At 37.2% G+C, this 20,853-nt stretch carries 18 protein-coding genes and 1 pseudogene; 16 read left to right on the forward strand and 3 right to left on the reverse strand.

The genetic code is table 11. The features are described 5' to 3' along the window. Positions 1–27: 27 nt before the first annotated feature. The 10 genes and pseudogenes from ACN1CD_RS13245 to ACN1CD_RS13290 all read left to right on the forward strand — a co-directional run bounded on the left by ACN1CD_RS13245 (position 28) and on the right by ACN1CD_RS13290 (position 9,860). Entirely contained in the window at positions 28–1,518 is a 1,491-nt protein-coding gene (locus ACN1CD_RS13245) for a TPM domain-containing protein (RefSeq protein WP_419130870.1), read from the forward strand. A 128-nt stretch (positions 1,519–1,646) separates the two neighbouring features. Further along, a complete protein-coding gene (locus ACN1CD_RS13250) occupies positions 1,647–2,627 on the forward strand; it encodes an SH3 domain-containing protein (RefSeq protein WP_419130871.1) in 981 nt (326 codons plus the stop codon). A 28-nt stretch (positions 2,628–2,655) separates the two neighbouring features. Further along, entirely contained in the window at positions 2,656–2,862 is a 207-nt protein-coding gene (locus ACN1CD_RS13255; protein ID WP_419130872.1) for a hypothetical protein, read from the forward strand. Further along, a complete protein-coding gene (locus tag ACN1CD_RS13260; RefSeq protein ID WP_419130873.1) occupies positions 2,852–3,181 on the forward strand; it encodes a type II toxin-antitoxin system RelE/ParE family toxin in 330 nt (109 codons plus the stop codon). Before ACN1CD_RS13255 ends, ACN1CD_RS13260 begins: the two co-directional genes overlap by 11 nt. Positions 3,182–3,640: 459 nt before the next feature. Continuing rightward, positions 3,641–5,575, forward strand: a complete 1,935-nt coding sequence (rpsA, locus tag ACN1CD_RS13265) for a 30S ribosomal protein S1 (protein ID WP_419130874.1) — start codon at positions 3,641–3,643, stop codon at positions 5,573–5,575. A 570-nt stretch (positions 5,576–6,145) separates the two neighbouring features. Continuing rightward, positions 6,146–7,813, forward strand: a complete 1,668-nt coding sequence (locus ACN1CD_RS13270; protein ID WP_419130875.1) for a beta-N-acetylhexosaminidase — start codon at positions 6,146–6,148, stop codon at positions 7,811–7,813. Positions 7,814–8,070: 257 nt separating this feature from the next. Next, entirely contained in the window at positions 8,071–8,556 is a 486-nt protein-coding gene (locus ACN1CD_RS13275; protein ID WP_419130876.1) for an RNA polymerase sigma factor, read from the forward strand. After that, a complete protein-coding gene (locus ACN1CD_RS13280) occupies positions 8,553–9,152 on the forward strand; it encodes a hypothetical protein (RefSeq protein WP_419130877.1) in 600 nt (199 codons plus the stop codon). The genes ACN1CD_RS13275 and ACN1CD_RS13280 overlap by 4 nt, the downstream gene beginning before the upstream one ends. Before the next feature lie 219 nt (positions 9,153–9,371). Continuing rightward, positions 9,372–9,542, forward strand: a pseudogene (locus tag ACN1CD_RS13285) (DUF779 domain-containing protein); the annotation flags it as partial. A gap of 105 nt (positions 9,543–9,647) precedes the next feature. After that, positions 9,648–9,860 (forward strand): hypothetical protein, encoded by a 213-nt coding sequence (locus ACN1CD_RS13290; protein WP_419130878.1) that lies wholly within the window; start codon positions 9,648–9,650, stop codon positions 9,858–9,860. A 48-nt stretch (positions 9,861–9,908) separates the two neighbouring features. Here ACN1CD_RS13290 and ACN1CD_RS13295 read toward each other — a convergent pair whose 3' ends face one another. Then, positions 9,909–10,763: a pre-peptidase C-terminal domain-containing protein gene (locus tag ACN1CD_RS13295; RefSeq protein WP_419130879.1), complete on the reverse strand. Its 855-nt coding sequence runs from the start codon at positions 10,761–10,763 to the stop codon at positions 9,909–9,911. Between the two features lie 103 nt (positions 10,764–10,866). Beyond that, on the reverse strand, positions 10,867–11,271 hold the full coding sequence (locus ACN1CD_RS13300; protein WP_419130880.1) for a thiol-disulfide oxidoreductase DCC family protein: 405 nt from the start codon (positions 11,269–11,271) through the stop codon (positions 10,867–10,869). Between the two features lie 65 nt (positions 11,272–11,336). On the opposite strand from ACN1CD_RS13300, the gene map reads away from it, so the two are divergent. The 6 genes from map to ACN1CD_RS13330 all read left to right on the forward strand — a co-directional run bounded on the left by map (position 11,337) and on the right by ACN1CD_RS13330 (position 19,097). Then, positions 11,337–12,101 (forward strand): type I methionyl aminopeptidase, encoded by a 765-nt coding sequence (map, locus tag ACN1CD_RS13305; RefSeq protein WP_419130881.1) that lies wholly within the window; start codon positions 11,337–11,339, stop codon positions 12,099–12,101. 69 nt (positions 12,102–12,170) lie between these two features. Then, positions 12,171–12,725 carry a bifunctional pyr operon transcriptional regulator/uracil phosphoribosyltransferase PyrR gene (gene pyrR, locus ACN1CD_RS13310; protein ID WP_419130882.1) on the forward strand — a complete coding sequence of 185 codons (555 nt, stop codon included), beginning with the start codon at positions 12,171–12,173 and terminating at the stop codon, positions 12,723–12,725. A gap of 81 nt (positions 12,726–12,806) precedes the next feature. Further along, positions 12,807–13,736 (forward strand): aspartate carbamoyltransferase catalytic subunit, encoded by a 930-nt coding sequence (locus ACN1CD_RS13315; protein WP_109932580.1) that lies wholly within the window; start codon positions 12,807–12,809, stop codon positions 13,734–13,736. Positions 13,737–14,240: 504 nt separating this feature from the next. Next, the gene (locus ACN1CD_RS13320; RefSeq protein WP_419130883.1) at positions 14,241–14,372 is read left to right on the forward strand and encodes a hypothetical protein; all 132 of its coding nucleotides are present in this window, start codon (positions 14,241–14,243) and stop codon (positions 14,370–14,372) included. Further along, positions 14,372–17,395 (forward strand): tetratricopeptide repeat protein, encoded by a 3,024-nt coding sequence (locus ACN1CD_RS13325; protein WP_419130884.1) that lies wholly within the window; start codon positions 14,372–14,374, stop codon positions 17,393–17,395. Before ACN1CD_RS13320 ends, ACN1CD_RS13325 begins: the two co-directional genes overlap by 1 nt. 4 nt (positions 17,396–17,399) lie before the next feature. Continuing rightward, complete coding sequence (locus ACN1CD_RS13330) at positions 17,400–19,097, forward strand: hypothetical protein (protein WP_419130885.1); 1,698 nt, start codon at positions 17,400–17,402, stop codon at positions 19,095–19,097. Between the two features lie 1,205 nt (positions 19,098–20,302). Here ACN1CD_RS13330 and ACN1CD_RS13335 read toward each other — a convergent pair. Next, a complete protein-coding gene (locus ACN1CD_RS13335) occupies positions 20,303–20,638 on the reverse strand; it encodes a hypothetical protein (RefSeq protein ID WP_419130886.1) in 336 nt (111 codons plus the stop codon). Positions 20,639–20,853 lie beyond the last annotated feature (215 nt).

Here is a 20,853-nt window from a genome sequence, read left to right on the forward strand (position 1 = left end):
CGAAAAAATTTTAGTTCAGATTTCCAAATGATGCGCCATACTCAGTTTTCAATTAAAAGCTTAACATTCCTATTTCTTTTATTTCTATCCGCTACAGTCTTCGGACAAAAAGCGTACACGGTAGCGGAAATTCCTGATCCAAAAAAGGATGGCGGTGGCTGGGTAAGTGATCCCGACCATATACTTTCACCTACCAATATTGCAGAGGTAAATAGTACAATATCTGAATTTGAAAGTAAAACCAATGTACAGGTTGCAGTGGTTATTGTAAATAATTTTGACCAAAACCAGGAGGATTTCGATTTTGCCTTTGAACTGTTCAATACCTGGGGAATCGGCTCAAAGACCGCCAATAACGGTTTATTGCTCTTCATTGCAAAAGACAGGCGGAAATACCGGTTTATTACCGGAACCGGTGTAGAAGGTGTCCTGCCAGATGTAAAGTTAAAGCATATTGCAGAGCAAAATTTACTCCCTGCATTTAGAGAAAATGATTTTGGCAAAGGCATTATTAATACAATAGAGGCTATCGGGATCATTATTTTGAATCCGGAGAACAAATCGGAACTGAATCAATTTTTCACGCAGCCAGATGGAACAAATACAGTTAATGATTTTTGGATACCTATGGTTGTTGTTCTTGCTGCTTTTGCAGGATGTATCTTCTTCCTGAGAAAAAAACGAAGCATCATAACTAAAACACAAAAAAAGGAATCTCTTTTTTCTGATTTGGGTTGCGGAACAATTATGATATTATCTATCCTTACCGGGTTCGCTTTCATCTTCATTGGCTTTGGTACTTTATCCGGAATCTTCACCATCAAAACAACCCCGTACCTGATTTATGCGATATTGTCTTTAATTGTACTGGCAAATTATCATTCCACCTTCGGTAAATTGAAAAAGATCTATCAAGATCCCAAAAATTTATCTGATGCTATCGTTAAATTTATTAAATCTACCTGGTGGATTGCTCTTTTCTCACCATTAATTTTAATTGGTATCATCAGTAAAATAAGGGCACAGAAAAAAATTGCAACCCGTTTTATTCCGCTTTTGGATAGTAATAAAGAGGAGATGACCAGGGTGGATCGTGATGAAAACCCATCAGGAAAACCATATTTAAGCAAGGGACAGCAAAAGGAAGAAAAAGTGGAATCTATAATGTACGACATCTGGAAAGGTAATAGTGGAGAAACAAAACTGGTACCCAACGATGGAGAAAACAGACACAAATTTGAAGTATGCCCGGGTTGTGGCTTCAATACTTTTACCGCTCCGTTTACCAAAACAATACTGAGTGCAACTTATGCAAGAAGTGGCAAGGGAAAAGAAATGCAGGAATGCAAAAACTGTGATTTCGAAGTTTTTATCAGAGAAGTAAGTTTGCCAAAACTGGTGAAATCTACCTCATCGTCGTCTTCCTCTTCCTCATCAAGTAGCAGTTCTTCATCATCTTCATCGAGCAGTTGGGGTGGCGGCAGAAGTAGTGGTGGTGGTACCGGAGGAAGTTGGTAGTGAGATACATTTCGATTCTTTTCTATCGCTAATCAAAACTATTTTATAATTTTGGCACGCTTAGCACGATGTTTGCGCTTAGCGTAATTGCAAAACTATTCTTAACAGATTTGCAGAATCCCAATATTATGACCAGAATTTTCTTCTTAGTTATTGCGCTTTTTATTTTTTCCAACCAGGTAATGGCTCAGGATTTGTACCGTGTAACTGCGGATAAATTAAGGGTTAGGCAAACCAAAGATGCAAACAGTAAAGTAATTGCCAATATCATCCAAAACGAAAAAGTGACCGTTTTAGATGCCAGTGATGCTAAGTTTTTTAAGATCAAGCTTCGCAATAGAGAAGGATGGGCAAGTAAGGATTTTCTGGAAAAGATTCCGACAGCTACACCAACGCCTGCCACACCACAGGCCAGTACACCTCAACCGGGTACATCAGCCAGCACTTCTGAAGATGTGATTTATCGGGTTACAACGGATAACTTAAGGGTTAGAGAAAAGGCCGATGCAAAAAGCAAAATAACCGGATATCTTCCTGAAAACGAAAATGTTGCCGTTATTGATTCTACAAATGCCAATTATTTCAAAATTAAAGTCACCAATGGTGAAGGTTGGGTGAGTAAAGAATTTTTGGTAAGAGTATCTCCGGTTAAAGCAGTAGTTAAAAAAAATGCGGTATCAGTAGAGGTGCCTAAAATTGCGAAGGATTATTCGAATATCATTTTGTTTGTAATCGTTGCATTGGTTTTTGGAACGATCCTGTTTTTCATTTTTAAATATTCTAATCAAAATAAAATATTAATTGGCATCTCTGCAATAGTGGTGCTGGTAGTCGTGTACTTTTGCTTTGTTACGTTTATCCAGCCGAAAACCGTTTCCGGAACATTTGTAAGCGATAGTGATACTCAATATAAGACTTTTGATTTCGGGACTAATGATTCTGTTATAGTTAAAGATACTTACACAGACTCTACCTTTACGGCTAAATATGTAATTGAAGGAGATATGATTAAACTTTATGATCAGCAAAATATGATTATGCTGTTGATCAGAGATGAAAATACTTTAATTGGAGAAGGTTTTACGAGGGGAACTTTTACGAAAAAATAGCATTGTTAAATTTTGTATATTTGGTAGTATGAAAGTGTTATTAGAAATTCCAGATCATAAAGCGTCCTCATTAATGGATGTGCTCAATAGCATTCCTTATGTTAAAACGAAAACTATCAAAGAACCAAAAGAAATTTTGATAGCAGAAATAAAAGAAGCTGTTGAAGAGATGAAATTGATAAAGCAGGGTAAATTGAAGGGAATACCAGCAAGACAAATGCTTGATGAATTATGATGTTATAGCCGTTCCAAGTTTTAAAAAGGAACTTAAAAAGCTTTCCAAAAAATATCATTCGCTAAAAGCTGAATTATCTATATTATTTGATGATTTAGAGAAAAATCCAAACCTAGGTACTCCTATTGGCAAAAATTGTTATAAAATTCGAATTGCGATTACCTCAAAAGGTAAAGGAAAATCTGGAGGAGCCAGAATTATTACAAATTTCATCGTGACCGATTCTACGGTCTACTTACTCTCTATCTACGATAAATCTGAAAAAGAAAACATTTCAGATAAAGAACTTCTGGAGCTGTTACATGAAATTCCTGAGTAGCGTTTGTAATTAAGTTTCGTTGTATATTAATCTGAGTTTTTTTTCACATCCCTTTCAATCTAAACCCGGTAGAGCAGATAGCCCACAGCGCAGCGAGGACTATAAGCGATAACGGGACTGCTACCTCCGAAGAATTACTGAACGCTCATTTCCAAACAATTAATTTAAATTTTTAAGAAAATAACTACCCTGCTCTTTGGAATACTCTCTGAAAGAAGAGAATTGCACCATATCTTATCTAAATGCTCCATCTTTAATCTTTGCTCCTTCATCCTTGCTCTTTTATCCTTCATCATTACTCCTCTAAGCGCCCAATCTTGATACCTGATAGTAAATACTTGATACTCCTATTCTAATCCACTAAAAATCAGCAACATTTATTAAAAAAATCTTTTCTATTAATTAAAAAAGTTTTACCTTTGCAGTCCCTAAATAGGGAAAAAAGGAGATAATTAATTAATGGCTAAAAAACAAGTAGCAGAAAAAGAATTAGCAGCTAAAACAGCTGAACTTCAGGGAGAAGGCGGTCGCCTGACTGAAAAAGAAACGATTGAATCAGAAGCAGATTCAGTTTCGATCGAATCGATCAAATCATCATTAGCAACACCAACGGAAGATTTCGATTGGGATGCAGATGAAAAAGTTTTTGGTAATTACAATGAAGAAGACCGTAAAAAGTTTGAAGATATGTATGCCGGAACATTCAATCAGATCACTAAAGGTGAAATCATTAGCGGTATTGTTGTTTCAATTAACAACAAAGACGTAGTATTAAACGTAGGTTTTAAATCAGACGGTTTAGTTTCTACTTCAGAATTCCGTGATACACCAGATCTTAAAATCGGCGATTCAGTTGACGTTTTCGTTGAAGCACCAGAAGATGCTAACGGTCAATTGATCCTTTCTCGCAAAAGAGCTAAAACCCAAAGATCATGGGAAGCAATTAACGAGGCTCTTGAAAATGATAGAATCATCAATGGTTTCGTTAAGAGCCGTACTAAAGGTGGTTTAATTGTTGATATCATGGGTGTTGAAGCTTTCTTACCAGGATCTCAGATTGATATCAAACCTATCCGCGATTACGATGTATACGTGGGTAAAACAATGGAATTCAAAGTTGTTAAAATTAACCATGAGTTTAAAAACGTAGTTGTTTCTCATAAAGTGTTAATTGAAGACGATTTAGAAAGCCAAAAAGTAGAGATCGTTTCTAAATTAGAAAAAGGTCAGGTATTAGAAGGTACTGTTAAAAATATTACTGATTTCGGTGTGTTCATCGATTTAGGTGGTGTTGATGGTTTACTTCACATTACTGATATTTCTTGGGGCCGCATAGAGCATCCAAAAGAAGTATTATCATTAGATGAAAAAATCAACGTTGTTGTTTTAGATTTCGATGATGAGAAAAAACGTATCGCTTTAGGCTTAAAACAATTAACTCCACACCCTTGGGAGAATTTAGATGCTAACTTAGCTGTTGGTTCTAAAGTAAAAGGAAAAATCGTAACTGTTGCAGATTACGGTGCTTTCTTAGAAATCATCCCAGGTGTTGAAGGTTTAATCCACGTTTCTGAAATGAGCTGGTCACAAAACTTAAGAAATCCACAAGAATTCTTAAAAGTTGGTGATGAGATCGAAGCTGAAGTTTTAACTTTAGATAGAGACGACCGCAAAATGAGCTTAGGTATTAAACAATTATCTAACGATCCATGGCAAGAAGTTGCTGCTAAATTCCCAGTTGGAAGCAAGCACCAGGCAACTGTTAAAAACATGACTAACTTCGGTGTTTTTGTTGAAATCGAAGAAGGTATTGATGGTTTAATCCACATCTCTGATTTATCTTGGTCTAAAAAAGTAAACCACCCTAACGAATTCACTAAAGTTGGTGATGTATTAGATGTAGTTGTTTTAGAATTAGACGTTGATAACCGTAAATTAAGCTTAGGTCACAAACAATTAGAAGAAAACCCTTGGGATACTTTTGAAACGATCTTCACTTTAGATTCGGTTCACCAGGGTACTGTTGTTAAAGTAACTGATAAAGGTGCTGTTATTGCTTTACCATATGGTGTAGAAGGTTTCGTACCAACTAAACACATGGTTAAAGAAGATGGTTCTTCAGTTAAAGCTGAAGAAACTAACGACTTCAAAATCATTGAGTTTAACAAAGAGGCTAAACGTATTGTTGTTTCTCACGCCCGTATTTGGGAAGAAGTTAAAGCTGAAGTTCTTGCAGAAGAACGTGCTACTAAGAAAAAAGAAGCTAAAGCATCTATCACAGCAGTGAAAAAAGTTAAAGATTCTGTAGAGAAATCTACTTTAGGAGACTTAGACGTATTGGCTCAATTGAAATCGCAATTAGAAGGCGAAGAAAGCAAAGCTAAAAAAGGCTAGTTCTTTTTAACTGAATATATTAATCCCGATAGCGAAAGTTATCGGGATTTTTTTGTGGTTATTTTTTGCAACGGAAACACTGAATAGATGGAGGTACGACGAAACAATCTTAATGCGATCGCTATACCGTTTCGTCGTAGCGAGACGCTACAACTAGATTTGGTTATTTTTTGCCACGGAAACACCGATCACACAGAGGTACGACGAAGCAACCTTAATGCGATCGCTAAATACGTTGAGTCGTAGCGGGACGCTACAACCAGATTTTGGTTATTTTTTTGCCACGGAAACACCGAATACACGGAGGCACGGTGAAGCAATCTTAATGCGATCGCTATTGCGTTTAGCGAGACGCTACAACAAGATTTTTACTATTTTTTGCCACGGAAACACCGAATACACGGAGGTACGATGAAGCAATCCTAACATGATCGCTACATTAAATGAGGCGTAGCGAGACGCTACACCCAGATTTTGTGTAGTTCTTGTAACATAAGTAATTCGTTATACCAAACCTTTTCCCTTCATCCACCTATAATTATTACTTTTGTCAGGAATTATCATCCTGCTATGAAAAAATCCATCTTTTTGTTTCTAACTTTAATCGCATTAAATCTTTCTGCCCAGGAGGTAAATATCATCCCACAGCCTGTTAAACTCAATATAAAACAAAAGACTGCGCCATTTACGATCGATCAAAATACACAGATTATTGCGCCAGACTCCTTAAATAATAGCATCACATTTTTTACCGATTATCTTTCGAAATACTATGGAATCGTGATCAGCAGAGATAGTACATTCAATAAAAAAAGTAATGTAATCAAACTGGAAATAAATGCGGTCAAAACCACAAATCCAGATCGGTATGAGCTTTCTTCTGATGATAAACAAATCCAAATCAGTGCTTCATCTCCAAAGGGAATTTTCTACGGTATCCAAACTTTAATTCAATTGTTACCGTATTCCCGTAAAGCTTTTCCTGTTCAAATCCCTGCCGTTTCTATGGTCGATTATCCCCGTTTCGATTACCGCGGCATGCACCTTGATGTGAGTCGGCATTTTTTTGATGTGGCTTTTGTAAAGCAATACATCGATTATTTAGCACTTCACAAAATGAATTATTTTCACTGGCATTTAACGGATGACCATGGCTGGAGAATCGAAATTAAAAAATACCCAAAACTGACTGAAATTGGTGCCTGGAGAAATGGTAGCGTAGTTGGTTTATGGCCAGGAAAAGGAAATGAAAATGTTAAATATCAGGTGCTGCCAAATGAAATAAAAATAACGCCAAAAGATGCGGTGATTAAAACAGACGGCATTAAACATGGCGGTTTTTACACGCAAGAACAAATTAAGGATGTAGTTGATTATGCCACCAAACGTTACATTACCATTATTCCTGAAATTGAGATGCCTGCCCATAGCATGGCTATACTTGCAGCATACCCAGAATTAGGTACTGAGCCCAGTAAAAAATATGAGGTTGCGCAAACCTGGGGAATGATGAATAAATACAACAATGTATTGCAAGCTTCCGATTCAACCTTCAAATTTTTAGAAAACGTTTTAACCGAAGTAATGGCTTTATTTCCATCGCAATATATCCATATCGGTGGTGATGAGGCTTCAAAGGTTTGGTGGAGGCAATCTGCAGTTTCTCAACAAATTATGAAAGTAAACGGCCTTAAAACGGAAAGCGAACTACAAAGTTATTTCATTAGGAGAATTGAAAAATTTGTAAACAATAAAGGAAAAACCATCATTGGCTGGAATGAGATTTTGCAAGGAGGCCTGGCTCCGAATGCAGTGGTGATGAGTTGGCAAGGAGAAAAAGGTGGCATAGAAGCAGCTAGGCAAAACCATAAAGCTATAATGACTCCTGAAGATAAAGTTTATTTCAACCATGCTCAATTTATTAAAGAAGATAGTTTAACGGCGGGCAAAGCTTCTCTTCTGGTAGATGTTTACAATTACGAACCTGTTCCAACTGAATTAAACGCAGCACAAGCCAAGTACATTTGGGGCGGACAAGGATGTTTATGGAGTGAATACATTACCAATCCGGCGAAAGTTCAATACCAACTTTTTCCACGATTAGATGCCTTAAGTGAAGTTTTATGGAGCCCAAAAGAAAAACGAAACTATACTGATTTTCAAAAACGCCTGAAAACTCAATTTAAACGTTACGACTTAATGGGTATCACTTATTCAAAAAGGTATCTCGAAAATTAATTTTCATTTCCTGTAATTTTTTAACATGCATTGCTTACTAACTGTTCACATAATTTAAAAAAGCAATGGATAACAGAAACTCAAAATTTGGCTTAATAGGATTTTTTCTTATTGTAGCCAGTCTTCAGGCTACGCCCGTCTATATTAAGTATTTTCTACTCACAGTAGCAGTAATATCTTTATTTAGGGTAATTTATCAGTACCAGAAAGAATTTAAAAACAATCGTTTATCAAAAAGCAGATAAGGAAAATCTAAAATGATTGAAAAATCTTATCTGGAAAAATTGGAGGAGCATAAAGGCATTATCTATAAAATGGTAAACCTTTATGCCGACAACGATGAAGATCGTAAAGATTTGTACCAGGAAATTATTTACCAAAGCTGGAGTGCTTATCCGCGTTTCAAAGGTGAGGCTAAATTTTCTACCTGGCTTTACAAAATAAGTTTAAACGTTTCACTTTCATTTTTAAGCAAACAGAAGAAGCTAACCCAAATCAGGGATCATGATGAATTTAACTCTTATTTCGAACCTCCGGAACTTTCTGAACGTGCCGATTGGCTTTACCGTTGCATTAAACAATTATCCGAAATAGATCGAGGTATAATTATGCTTCACCTTGATGGATTTACCAATACAGAAATAAGCGAAATGACAGGCATTTCGAGAAATAGCACAAACGTTAAACTACACCGAATTAAACAACAATTGAGTACACTTTTAACCGGCAAGCAAGTAAAATGAATTTAGAACAGGAATGGCAAAATTTAAGTCTTGAGTTCAACTCAAAAGCAGATAATATAAATATTGCAAATATCACTATTGACGAAAAATCACATCATCTTTTGCAAGACTTGATATTTAAACTGAAATGGAAACTAAGGTGGATTAGAATTATTAATTTACCGATATTGGCAGCAGCATTTTTTGTAAGAAGCGACCTTAAGTTTTTATTGCTCGCGGTCTTCATTATTTATGAGGTTTCAAGAGCCTTTTGCATGAAAGAATTTAATAAAATCAAAACAGGTATTGAATATAACACTGATACAAAGCAGGTTCTATCAGACAACCTAAATGCTATGAAAAAAATTTTAAAGAGCGAAAACATTTTTGGCTACCTCTTCTTGCCCCTCTCTGGCCCAATTGGATTGCTTGCTTATCGGTTATCTATACACGAAACTTTTGAAAAAGTATTCAACTTACCGCATTTCTTTATTCAAATTACACTCGTTTCGTTGATAGGCATACCATTTATTTACGCAGCTAAAAAAATGAACGACAGCATCTTTTCTAAACCACTAAAAGAACTAAACGAAAAGATTAAAAATTTAATGGATTAAATGATTTGCAACCTGCAACTGATAGGCACCAGGTATTATTCCGGCAATTTTTTTGAAAGTTCTGATAAAATAATTGGCTTCACTAAAACCCAACTCATAACCAAAGAGTTAATCGCAGTTCTCAAAGAAAAACATGGCGAGCTTATGTTTTATCAGGCGGGTTGATGTTGTAAAGGCACCCAACCACAGTGTTTCGAAAAAGGAAGCTACTATTACAGAGATCTTTTTAAATACTGGAAATTTTCGCACTTTACGTTAGATGTTCTTGATGGTTTCGGCGTGGGCGGATTTTCTTTAGAAACACCTCTGCAAAAAACCTTCAAAATACATTGCCGCCTTTTTACTGAAGATGAATTGCAAAATTTAGTACCAGTTAAGACAGCAGAATAGCACCCAATACTTAAAACTTAAGGTCAGTTGGGAACAATAAGGCAGACTTTTTCATTTTATAACATTTGTTGTTAAAAATTAATACAATCTTTGCATCAAATTTAAATGATGAGAAAAGTTTTTGCCATAATTTCTACACTGATTACCCTGTTCGTTTTAAAGGAAACTATCAATGTATTTTTCACTGATGAGGCCGATATTATTAAACAGCGTGGAATCTTCATTGTTATCTGGCTCAGTATTTTTATTCCGTTTACCATTTTAACAATCTGGTTGTGGGGACCTGGAAATAGGAAAAAAGATGCAGAAGGCAAATAGTGTCTTTCACCTCGTTTTAAGATAAAAGACACTAAAAATGTATTAATTCTATTTTGTAATAGTGATAAGCACCCGCGAACTAAAATAAGTATTATAACCATAAAGCGAAACATACCATATTCCAGCGCCTGGATTACTAAAAACACAGGTTTCATCCGAACGGTTCTCTAAGATTCCACTGCAATCGGCTGTCCATTTATAAGCAGGTTGGTAAGTAGGAGGTTTAGGCCCTGCCACTACTGGTGCAGAACCTTTTCTAACAAACAAATCTGCCGTATTGCGATAAGCAGCAGTACTTTCTGTGGTTTTAACCGTCATGCTTTTAACTCCTGCCGGAAGAGTGAATGAGAAGGTTTTAAGCTCATAATCATTCCCTGAAACAACCTGATCTACTAAAGTGGTGGTAGAACTGCCTGTACCTGGGTCAGTGCCTCCACTTGAACCTCCAGTAGACCCACCACTAACCGGATTGCCGACTGTTACATTATTGATAGAGACCTGAGGTGTATTATTTTGAACCGTAACCTTGAAATTATTGGCGATGCTTTTGTTGGTGAGTGATGATTTAGGGAAATTGCCAGAATAATTTGTGGTGGTAATCGTCCATGCAGATCCAGTTAAGGTATATCTTTTTTTCTTAAATGAATAAGGTACACTTGAAGAAAATTCCATTTGCAAAGCTGTTGTAGAAACACTTTTGCCATTAATAATAATTTCTTCGATGTTATTAAAATTGGAATTAGTTTTATCGAGTTCTTCGGCTAATGCCCTGATGCCGAGCATTTCTTCAAATGCTTCTTCCAAAGCTGCTTGTGCATCATCTATTTTTTTACAAGAGGAAATGATGAATAAATTGAGTACTAAAAAGGCCAAGAGCGAGATTTTAGAAAGTTTGCTTGTCATAATCTTTAATTTTATAACAAAACTATCGCGCTCGCAGAGCGAAACCAATACCGCCTATTGGGTATTTATTCTTTGATGAAAATGAGCTGTTAATCGGCTATCATCAATCTAAAAACTTACTTTTCAACGCAGGAGTTGGCACCCAGCAACTTTCCTGCTTTTCCCACCATCTGTAGCGGTTTTTAGCGATCACATCATAAACGGCATCGCGTATAAATTTTGGAATGATCATAAAAACATAAAGCACTGGCCATAATCCGTTTAAGTGCTTTGCTATCTTCAGCGCAGCTGATGATTTGGTATAGAGTTGATCATTTTCAACCAGGATAATCGAATTAATTTTATTCAAATCGATACCAAATTGAGGCAAAACTTTTTTGGCATATTCTCCCTGCAAAGCAGTAAACTTAAAAAGATCTTTTTGATCATGTTCTATTGCGAACTGTACCGATGCATTACAAAGGTTGCACACACCATCAAAAAAAATTACCGGATTTGAAGAAATCATTGGTATAAAGTTATTGATTTTTTCACTTTAATATCTAAAACTCTACTTTAGCAAAAAAATAAGCAATGTCAATCACTACCGAAGAAGAATTAGTTGGAATGAAAAGGGTGAGTCAGGCGGTTGCCTGCACCTTAAAAGAGATGCGCAATTTTGCCAGGCCAGGAATCAATACTAAGCAATTAGACGATTTCGGTGGCCAGATTCTGAATGACCTCGGTGCAAAATCGGCACCCAGGTTAACCTACAACTTTCCCGGCTGGACTTGCATCAGCGTTAATAATGAAATTGCACATGGTATCCCTTCGGATAAAAAGATATTGCATGAAGGTGATTTGATTAACGTTGATGTATCTGCAGAATTAGATGGCTTTTGGTCAGACAATGGTGGTTCTTTTGTGTTAGGTGAAGATTTACATCAACATCATCTGTTGGTTAATTCTTCCAAAAACATTCTTAAAAAGGCAATTAATCAGATAAAAGGTGGAGTTAAAATTTCAGATATTGGTCGTTTAATAGAAACTGAAGCCAGAAAATCAGGTTTCCGTGTAATTAAAAACTTAACCGGCCATGGTGTTGGCAGAAGCTTACATGAAGCGCCGCACGAAATTGCCAATTTTTACGACCGATACAATTCAGACAGGTTCAGAAAAAACACCACTGTAGCTGTAGAAACATTCATCTCTACGGCATCGAGCATTGCTGAAACCCAAAAAGATGGTTGGACACTTGTCGGCAATAAGGGCGGATTCGTTGCCCAACATGAACATACCATTTTGATTACCGGCGATCAACCCATAATTTTGACTGCAGAAAATGATATCTGGGTTTAATCACGATCTATTTTAAATTCAACTTTCCAACCTTCAAACATTTTTCTATATTTGCCCAATCCTTCTTCAATGCAAAAGAAAACACTTCTTGACGGACAAAAAATTCAAATAACAATTAAGAGGCTTTGCCATCAGTTAATTGAAAACCACGACGATTTCGCGAATACCGTTTTAATTGGCATCCAGCCGAGAGGAATCTTTTTGGCAGACCGGATCCAACAGGAACTTCAAAACATCTTAAAGAATAAAAAAATCCTGAAAGGAAATCTCGACATCACTTTTTTTAGAGATGATTTCCGTAGGAAAGATGGTTTAGTAACGGCTAGCAGCAATTCTATCGATTTTATCATCGAAGGCAAAAAAGTGATCCTGATTGATGATGTGCTCTGGACAGGCAGAACCATCCGTGCAGCACTTGATGCTTTATTGGCCTACGGCCGACCAGCAAAAGTAGAGCTATTGGTATTAATCGACCGCAGGTTTAGCAGGCATTTACCAATTGAGCCAGATTATATCGGCCACAAGGTAGATAGCTTAAACTCGCAGCAGGTTAAAGTTACCTGGGCAAGTGAAGGAGCAGAAGACAAAGTGATTTTATTATCTGAACCGCCCTTACTAAAATAAGCATGAACGCTTACAGAGGGTATTTAGGCATAGAATCTCTATCTGAAAGTAATAACATTATAATAAACAATAATATAGAAAATGGCAGCAGACAAACTATCAACCCGACATCTTTTAGGCATTAAAGATATTAACCGGAATGATATCGAATTAATCTTCGAAACTGCAGATAATTTTAAAGAGGTGATTAACAGACCGATTAAAAAGGTTCCTTCACTTCGCGACATTACTATTGCCAATATTTTCTTCGAAAACTCTACCAGAACTAAACTTTCTTTCGAACTGGCTGAAAAGAGACTTTCTGCCGATGTAGTTAATTTTGCCGCATCTTCTTCATCAGTAAGTAAAGGTGAAACCTTAATCGATACGGTGAACAACATTTTATCAATGAAAGTTGATATGGTGGTGATGCGCCACCCGTACGCAGGTGCTGGTCAGTTTTTAAGTAAACATGTTAAAGCGCAGATTGTAAATGCGGGAGATGGAGCACATGAGCACCCTACACAAGCCTTGCTTGATGCATTTTCCATCCGCCAGAAATTAGGCGATGTCGCCGGAAAGAAAGTGGTTATAGTGGGCGATATCCTACACTCGAGAGTTGCCATTTCAAACATCCTTTGCCTGCAACGGTTGGGCGCTGAAGTGATGGTTTGCGGTCCGACAACATTAATCCCGAAACACATCCATCAGCTGGGCGTGAAAGTAGAACATAACCTCATCAAAGCATTAAACTGGTGCGACGTAGCCAATATGCTTCGCATTCAACTGGAGCGCCAGGATATTAAATACTTCCCATCACTCAGGGAATATGCCATGATGTATGGCCTCAACAAGCAAATCCTAGATAACCTTGATAAGGAAATCATTGTGATGCATCCAGGCCCTATCAATCGCGGTGTGGAGATTACCAGTGATGTAGCCGATAGCAAACAATCCATCATCCTGGAACAAGTAGAAAATGGTGTGGCGGTGAGAATGGCAGTGCTTTATTTACTGGCAAGCCAGGGGTAGGTTAGTTCAATAGTTCATTAGTCATTTGTTTATTAGTACAGGGAGCACAGATTAGCATGGAGCATTGATAATCGTCATTAGTTCAATAGTCGATAGTTCAGTAGTGCATATTTCATAAACCAATATCGTGCATTAATAATTGTTCATTTCTTTGTGTTGCCGAGCCCAGCATAATCCATTGATCATTATAACGAGGGTAATAATGAACTTCTTTCAAACAGTTTATAGGATGTAATAACTATCAATCAGCCCTTCTATGTGATTTATACAAAATTGCTATCAGCAAGCAGGCTTAATTGGGAAAAGGCCACCCTGCAATGATTGATGGTGTGACCAATGAACCAATGACAAATTAACCAATGAACCTCTACCGGATGCGGCGGTACCAATGACAAATGAACTATTGCACCGATGAACCTAACTTTTTTCCACATTCGTATTAATCCTGATACCAAACCAAAAAACCCTACGTTTAATTGTGTTATTAACAGATGTTAATTACTTATGTTGATAAACGCGGTTACAATTTCTAATTTCGTAGCGACCATATTTGAAATCAATGCTTACATCGTGTTTTTAGCAACTGCTACTGGTACCATGATGTTTGTATTGCCAATGAAAAAAGATATAGAATAATGAAGAAAAAATACTTACTAATTCCGCTACTTTTAGCAGGAAGTTTTAGCACGTATGCGCAAGTTAGTGCGGTGCAAAACCTCAATAGAAACTATCAGACCGGTTTAGAATTATTAGACAAAGAGAAGTACACTGCGGCGGCGCATCAGTTTAAATTGGTAGAGCAATTGCGATACAAATCCTCTACCCAAACTGAGAGTAACGCCGAATTATCCCTTTTAAAAGAGAATGCGAAATTCTATGCAGCCGTTTGTGCGCTGGAGTTAACTAATAGCGATGCGGAGAGTTTATTTCAGGCTTTCATTCGCGATTATCCATTAAATCCGAATACCAAACTGGCTTATTTTTATGTTGGAAAGACTTATTTTGGTCAGAAGAATTATAAAAAAGCATTAGAGTGGTTCGAGAAAACAGATCCTTCTACCCTTTCTGCCAAACAACGTAACGAATATCAGTTTAAACAAGGTTACTCTTATTTTGAACTTAAGGATTACGAAAAAGCAGAACCTTTATTTGAACAGGTTAAAAAAGAAGAAGGCGATTTCCAGGAAAGTGCTACTTATTACTTTGCCTATATCAATTACCTGAATAAGGAGTACAAAACAGCACTTGCAAACTTCGAAAAGTTGAAAGGCTCTCCTACCTATGAGGCGAGTTACCCTTACTACATCACTTCGATGTATTACTTAGATGAGCGCTATGATGACGTAATCAGCTATGCGCTTGAATCCATTCAGAAAACCAAACAACAGTTCGAGCCTGAAATGTTGAGTTTGGTTGCTGCTTCTTATTTTGCAAAATCAGACTTCAAAAACGCTGAAAAATATTTTGCTGAGTTTTACGCAAAAGATAAAAGTGAAACCAAAAACAACCTGTTTATTTATCAGTATGGATATTCGCTGTTGCAAAACAAGAAATATAAAGAATCTGTAGCGGTTTTAGAGAAATTGAATACGGATGATGTATATCTCCAAAACGGGATGCATACTTTGGGTAAAGCATTTATCCAATTGGGCAACAAACAAAAAGCGCAAAGTGCGTTCTTCAGGGCATCACGTTTAGATTTCGATAAAGGGATTCAGGAAGAAGCCTGGTTGAGTTATGCCAAACTGAGTTATGAACTTGATTTTCACCAACAGGCTTTAGAAGCCACTCAGGGATTTTTGAAAACCTTCCCTAAATCACGCAAAATTAATGAGGCTAAAACCTTATTGGGTGAAGTTTTATTAACCACTAAAAATTATCAGGCAGCAGTAGATATTTTAGAGCCTATTCCTGATAAAACTTTAGAAGCTAAAGAAGCATATCAAAAAGTAACCTATTTCCGTGGTTTAGAGTTTTACAATGAGCGGGCATTCCCTAATGCTTTATCCATGTTCTTACGTTCAGATAAATATCCAGAGGATAATGAGATTTATGCCTTAAATACTTACTGGAAAGCTGAATCAATGTATGAATTACGGAAATTCGGTGAAGCAGTTGCTACCTTCGAAAAGTTTTTGAAACTTCCAGGTGCCGATAAAACCGGCGTTTACAATTTCGCAAATTATGCCTTAGCTTATGCTGCTTTCGAAGATGAAAAGTACAGCAAAGCGGCTAATTATTTTGAGAAGTTTTTAGCTGGAGATGATAAAGACCAGAAAACGATTGATGATGCGACAATCCGTTTAGCCGATTCTTATTTTGTAAATAAGAGTTATGGCCAGGCGATGAGCAACTATAATAAAATTATCAGCAGACATACTTCTTCTGAAGATTATGCTACTTTCCAAAAAGGTATGATCCAGGGATTGGAAACACAATATGATACTAAAATTGCAACCATGCAAAGCTTGTTATCTCAGTTTCCAAATTCGAATTATGCTGATGATGCCGGTTTCGAAACGGCTTACACCTATTTCAACAAAGGCGACTTTGATAAATCAAAATCAGATTTAGTGGCTTTGGTAGCAAAATATCCGCGAAGCAGTTATGTGCCGAAAGCTTTGGTTACGATCGGTTTGGTTCAATATAACCAAGACCAGGATGATGCCGCTTTAGAATCGTTCAAAAAAGTAGTGACAGAATATCCTGCGGTTGATGAATCTAAGCAGGCCATGGAATCTATCAAAAACATTTATATTGATCGTGGAGATGCAAATGGATTTATCGCCTATGCAAACACCACGCCGCTTGGAAATTATTCTAACACTGAGCAGGATAACATTATTTTCGCAGCAGCAAATAATCTTTATTTAAAAGGCGATGCCAATGGCGCTTTCCAAGCTGTTAATGCCTATTTCGATAAATTTCCGAAAGCCATTCATACCAAAGAAGCCAAATTCATCAGGGCAGAATCTTTAGTAAAGTTGAATCGTCCGGATGAAGCCATTGTTGATTATGAATTTATCTTAAATGACTGGACAAGTGATTATACTGAACGTTCTTTAGTGAGCATTTCACAGCTGTTCCTTAATCAGAAAAAATACAACGAAGCAATTGTTTATTTAAAAAGATTAGAAACCACTACAGATTACAAATCTCACTACGGCTTTGCTATTAACAACTTGTTAAAGGCTTATACTGCTTTAAACATGCCAGATGACATGATTAAATACGCACAGTTAACTAAAGAATCAGAAAAAGCTTCGGAAGAAGAGAAAAACAGTTCTGGCTTATTCTCTGGTAAAGCTTATTTATTAAAAGGAGATACGACTACTGCAGTAAAAGAATTTAAAAATGTAGTGGCAAAAACCAAAACGATTGCAGCAGCAGAAGCTAAATACAATCTTGCATTGGTAGAATATAATAAAGGTGATTACAAAACATCTTCAAAAACATGTTTCGACCTGGTTAACAACATGGCATCTTATGATTATTGGGTAGCGAAAGCGTTTATCCTTTTATCTGATAACTATGTTGCGTTGAAAGATAACTTACAAGCAAAAAGTACGCTGTTAAGTATCATTGATAATTATGAAGGCAAGGATGACATCATCCCTACAGCCAAAGAAAAACTAGAAAAACTAAACCAGAAGAAGTAGCATTATGAAGTCGATTAAATATATATATAGTTCACTGTTTTTTTTAGCTGCAGGTTTAATGACTGCTCAGGCGCAGGAAAAAAAGGCAGAGGAAAAAGCGGTGGTAAACGAAGAAATCGAAGTGGTTCGTCCATACAAACCCATTCTTGCTGAAGCGGTGAAGTTGAGAAGAAGTCCGAATTTGGATGACGTTAAAATTTACAAAGCAAAGCTTAACTACAGCATTACTGATAAAAAGCTGGAGTTAAATAGCGATATACAAAAACTACAGGCACAGGCAGTGGCCGATGAAAAAGAAAGTATCCTGATTAATAATTATGTGAAAGGCGGATTTGGTTCTCAGGCAACTCTTTTAGGTGAAGCTTATTTTAATAATGGAAAAGACGAAGGTTTACAACTTGGCGGATATTTCAGACACTTCAGCCAGGAAGGAAAATTAAATAAACAAAATAGTAGCGACCAGCAATTAAGTGTTTTTGGCCGGAGTATTTTGGAGCAGCACACGGTAAGTGGCCGCATTAATGTTCAGCGTCATGGAACAAATTTTTACGGAATTGATACCGACAGACCAACATTTAATACAGACCCACAAAAGCAAGCCTTAACTTTCGTTGAGCTTGAAGGCGAACTGGTAAAAAACTTTACAGAAGACCCTGATGCATTAAGTTACGCGCTTAAAGCTAATGGATATATCTGGTCTGATAAATTTGAGGCGAAGGAAAACTATTTAACTTTAAATGGTTATCTGAATAAACGCATTAGTTCTTTCAATTTAGGTTTGGCGGCATCTACTGAATTTGGAAACACTAAAGATGCTTTGACTAGCGTTGGCAACAATTTACTCCGTTTAAACCCGTACATCCGTTTACAGGTTAAAGGTGCAAAAGTAACTGCAGGCGTAAATTTTGTTCAGGAGTTTGGTGCATTTAGCAGCACCAGGATTTTCCCTGCTGTTACTGCCGATTTCACTTTAATTCCAGATTATCTACAGGTTTTTGGAGAAGTTAAAGGTGACGTAAACCGTAACTCATTGAAGGGTTTTACTGATGAAAACCCATGGTTAAACAGCAATATCCTGATCAAAAACACGGTTGAAAAACTAAGTTTCAGTGCTGGTATTAAAGGAACTGGTGGTCCAGGTTTTGGTTACAAAGCGAGGGTTTACGTAAAACAGTTTGATGATATGCCCTTATTCATCAACAATTTTGATAACCTGAATAAATTTGATGTGATTTACGATTTCGGTAAAACGAAATTAACGGGTATTGAAGGTGAGCTTTCGGTACAGGTAAGCGATGCATTGAAATGGACCGGAAAATTAAATGTTGATGATTGGAAACCTGCTCAGGAAACTTATTCCTGGTTTAAACCAGGATTAAAGGTAAGCTCAAACTTCCTCTACACTTACAACAAAAAGTTAAGCTTTAATGCAGCAGTTGTGATTCAGGATGATGTGAAAGCAAAGGTAAATGTGCAGGCGCCAGTTAATCCATTACAATATCTTGTGCCTAACACCGGGATAGAACGCATCGAAACGGTTAAAGGTTTTGTTGATTTAGGCTTAGGTGCAGATTATAGAATTAATAATAAATTTTCTGTTTTCGCAAAAGCGAACAATCTCTTAAACAGCAAATACAATAGATTTTTGTATTATCAAGTAAACGGATTAAATATTTTTGGCGGATTGACTTATTCGTTTTAAATAAGCGTTAGTATTTATCAAAAAGAGGTGGTATCATTATGATATCGCCTCTTTTTTTGTTAGCCTCTGGCTTGTATATTAAAATGTTTTGCAGATCTACTTCTACCATTTGCATGAACGGTGGATTAAAACGGTCGTCATCCTGAACTTGATTCAGGACCTAAAAAAAACCGTCATTGTATGGGCTTCATCTGCTGAGCCAATCTCCATCGAAAAATCTTCAAAATAGATTGCTTCGTCGTACCTACTCGCAGTGACGATTTTCTAATAGATTCGTCCTCCAGCATAATGCAAAGGTTGGTCCCGCAGATATAAATGATTACCGCAGATTTTTACCTTTCGCTTCTGCGGAAATCTTCTTAATCTGCGGGAAAATTATTTAAGCGAGCAGGATTTGTCATCCAGAGCGCAGCGAAGGATCCCTGCTTTTCAACCCACCAACTTCGTTCAGCACTGAACCTTTTCTCGCATTTACATGAACGGTGGGTTAAAACGGTCGTCATCCTGAACTTGATTCAGGACCTAAATAATAAAAACTCATCCAATGGTTGTTGGCTCACCAAGCACTTTCAGAACTGATAAACCACGTTGCCTTTGCACTGGCTTGCCTCGGCTAGCCGCCGAAAGGCTTTCTTCTTTTCCTTGATGAAAAGAAGCAAAACCGAGCTTTTCAGCGAGCTCATGAATGCCTATAAAAACATAAATAAATTATGAATAAATCAAGGCTTGGATCTGATGTCGGATTAGCGGGTCGAAATTTAATGAGCGGTAGCGCAAGGGCTCGATTTTGTTTTAAGCGAGGATTTATCTTAGGGAGCCGTTCGCGCTACCTTGGGTTGTGGGGGATTTGAACGTGGTTGCAAAAATTTCAACGGCTTCTCCTTCCATCATCTCCTAGGCCGGATAGCAGGGTGTATATAGCAGGATTGTCATCTAGAGCCAGAGCGCAGCGAAGGATCCCTGCGCTTCCACCCACCAACTTCGTTCAGCACTGAACCTTTTCTCGCATTTGCATGAACGGTGGATTAAAACGGTCGTCATCCTGAACTTGATTCAGGACCTAAAAAAAACCGTCATTGCAACAGCTTATTTATCTACTGAAGCAATCTATATCCAAGAATCGTTATTCATTTCGTTCCTTTGATATCATCCAGAGCGCAGCTATGGATTGTTTTCTTAATACTTTCTCCTTTGGAAAGGGGTCGTTAGGCGGATAGGGGCTTCTTTCTCCTTGCAGTAAGCAACATAAACCTTGCAGTAAGCAACATAAACCTTGCAGTAAGCAACATAAACTTTGCAGTAAGCAACATAAACCTTGCAGTAAGCAACATAAACTTTGCAGTAAGCAACATAAGCTTTGCAGTAGGCAACATAAACTTTGCAGTAAGCAATATAAGCTTTGCAGTAAGCAACATAAGCTTTGCAGTAGGCAACATAAGGTTTGCAGTAAGCAACATAAGCTTTGCAGTAGGCAACATAAGGTTTGCAGTAGGCAACATAAGCTTTGCAGTAGGCAACATAAGGTTTGCAGTAAGCAACATAAGCTTTGCAGTTGGCAATATAAGCTTTGCGGCAGGCCGCATCAGGCCGGGGTAATGACCCTTCCTAAAATAGCTTGACAGTTTTGGTTGACCCTTCCTAAAATAGCTTGACAGTTTTGGTAGTTAATTACTAAGGCTTTTACAGCCACTTTAATTGATTTACTGATACAATATAATGATTAATTTTTATTACTTAGAACAGTTGTTTTTCTTGG

It is taken from the genome of Pedobacter sp. N23S346, from assembly GCF_048515415.1.
Classification (GTDB): domain Bacteria; phylum Bacteroidota; class Bacteroidia; order Sphingobacteriales; family Sphingobacteriaceae; genus Pedobacter.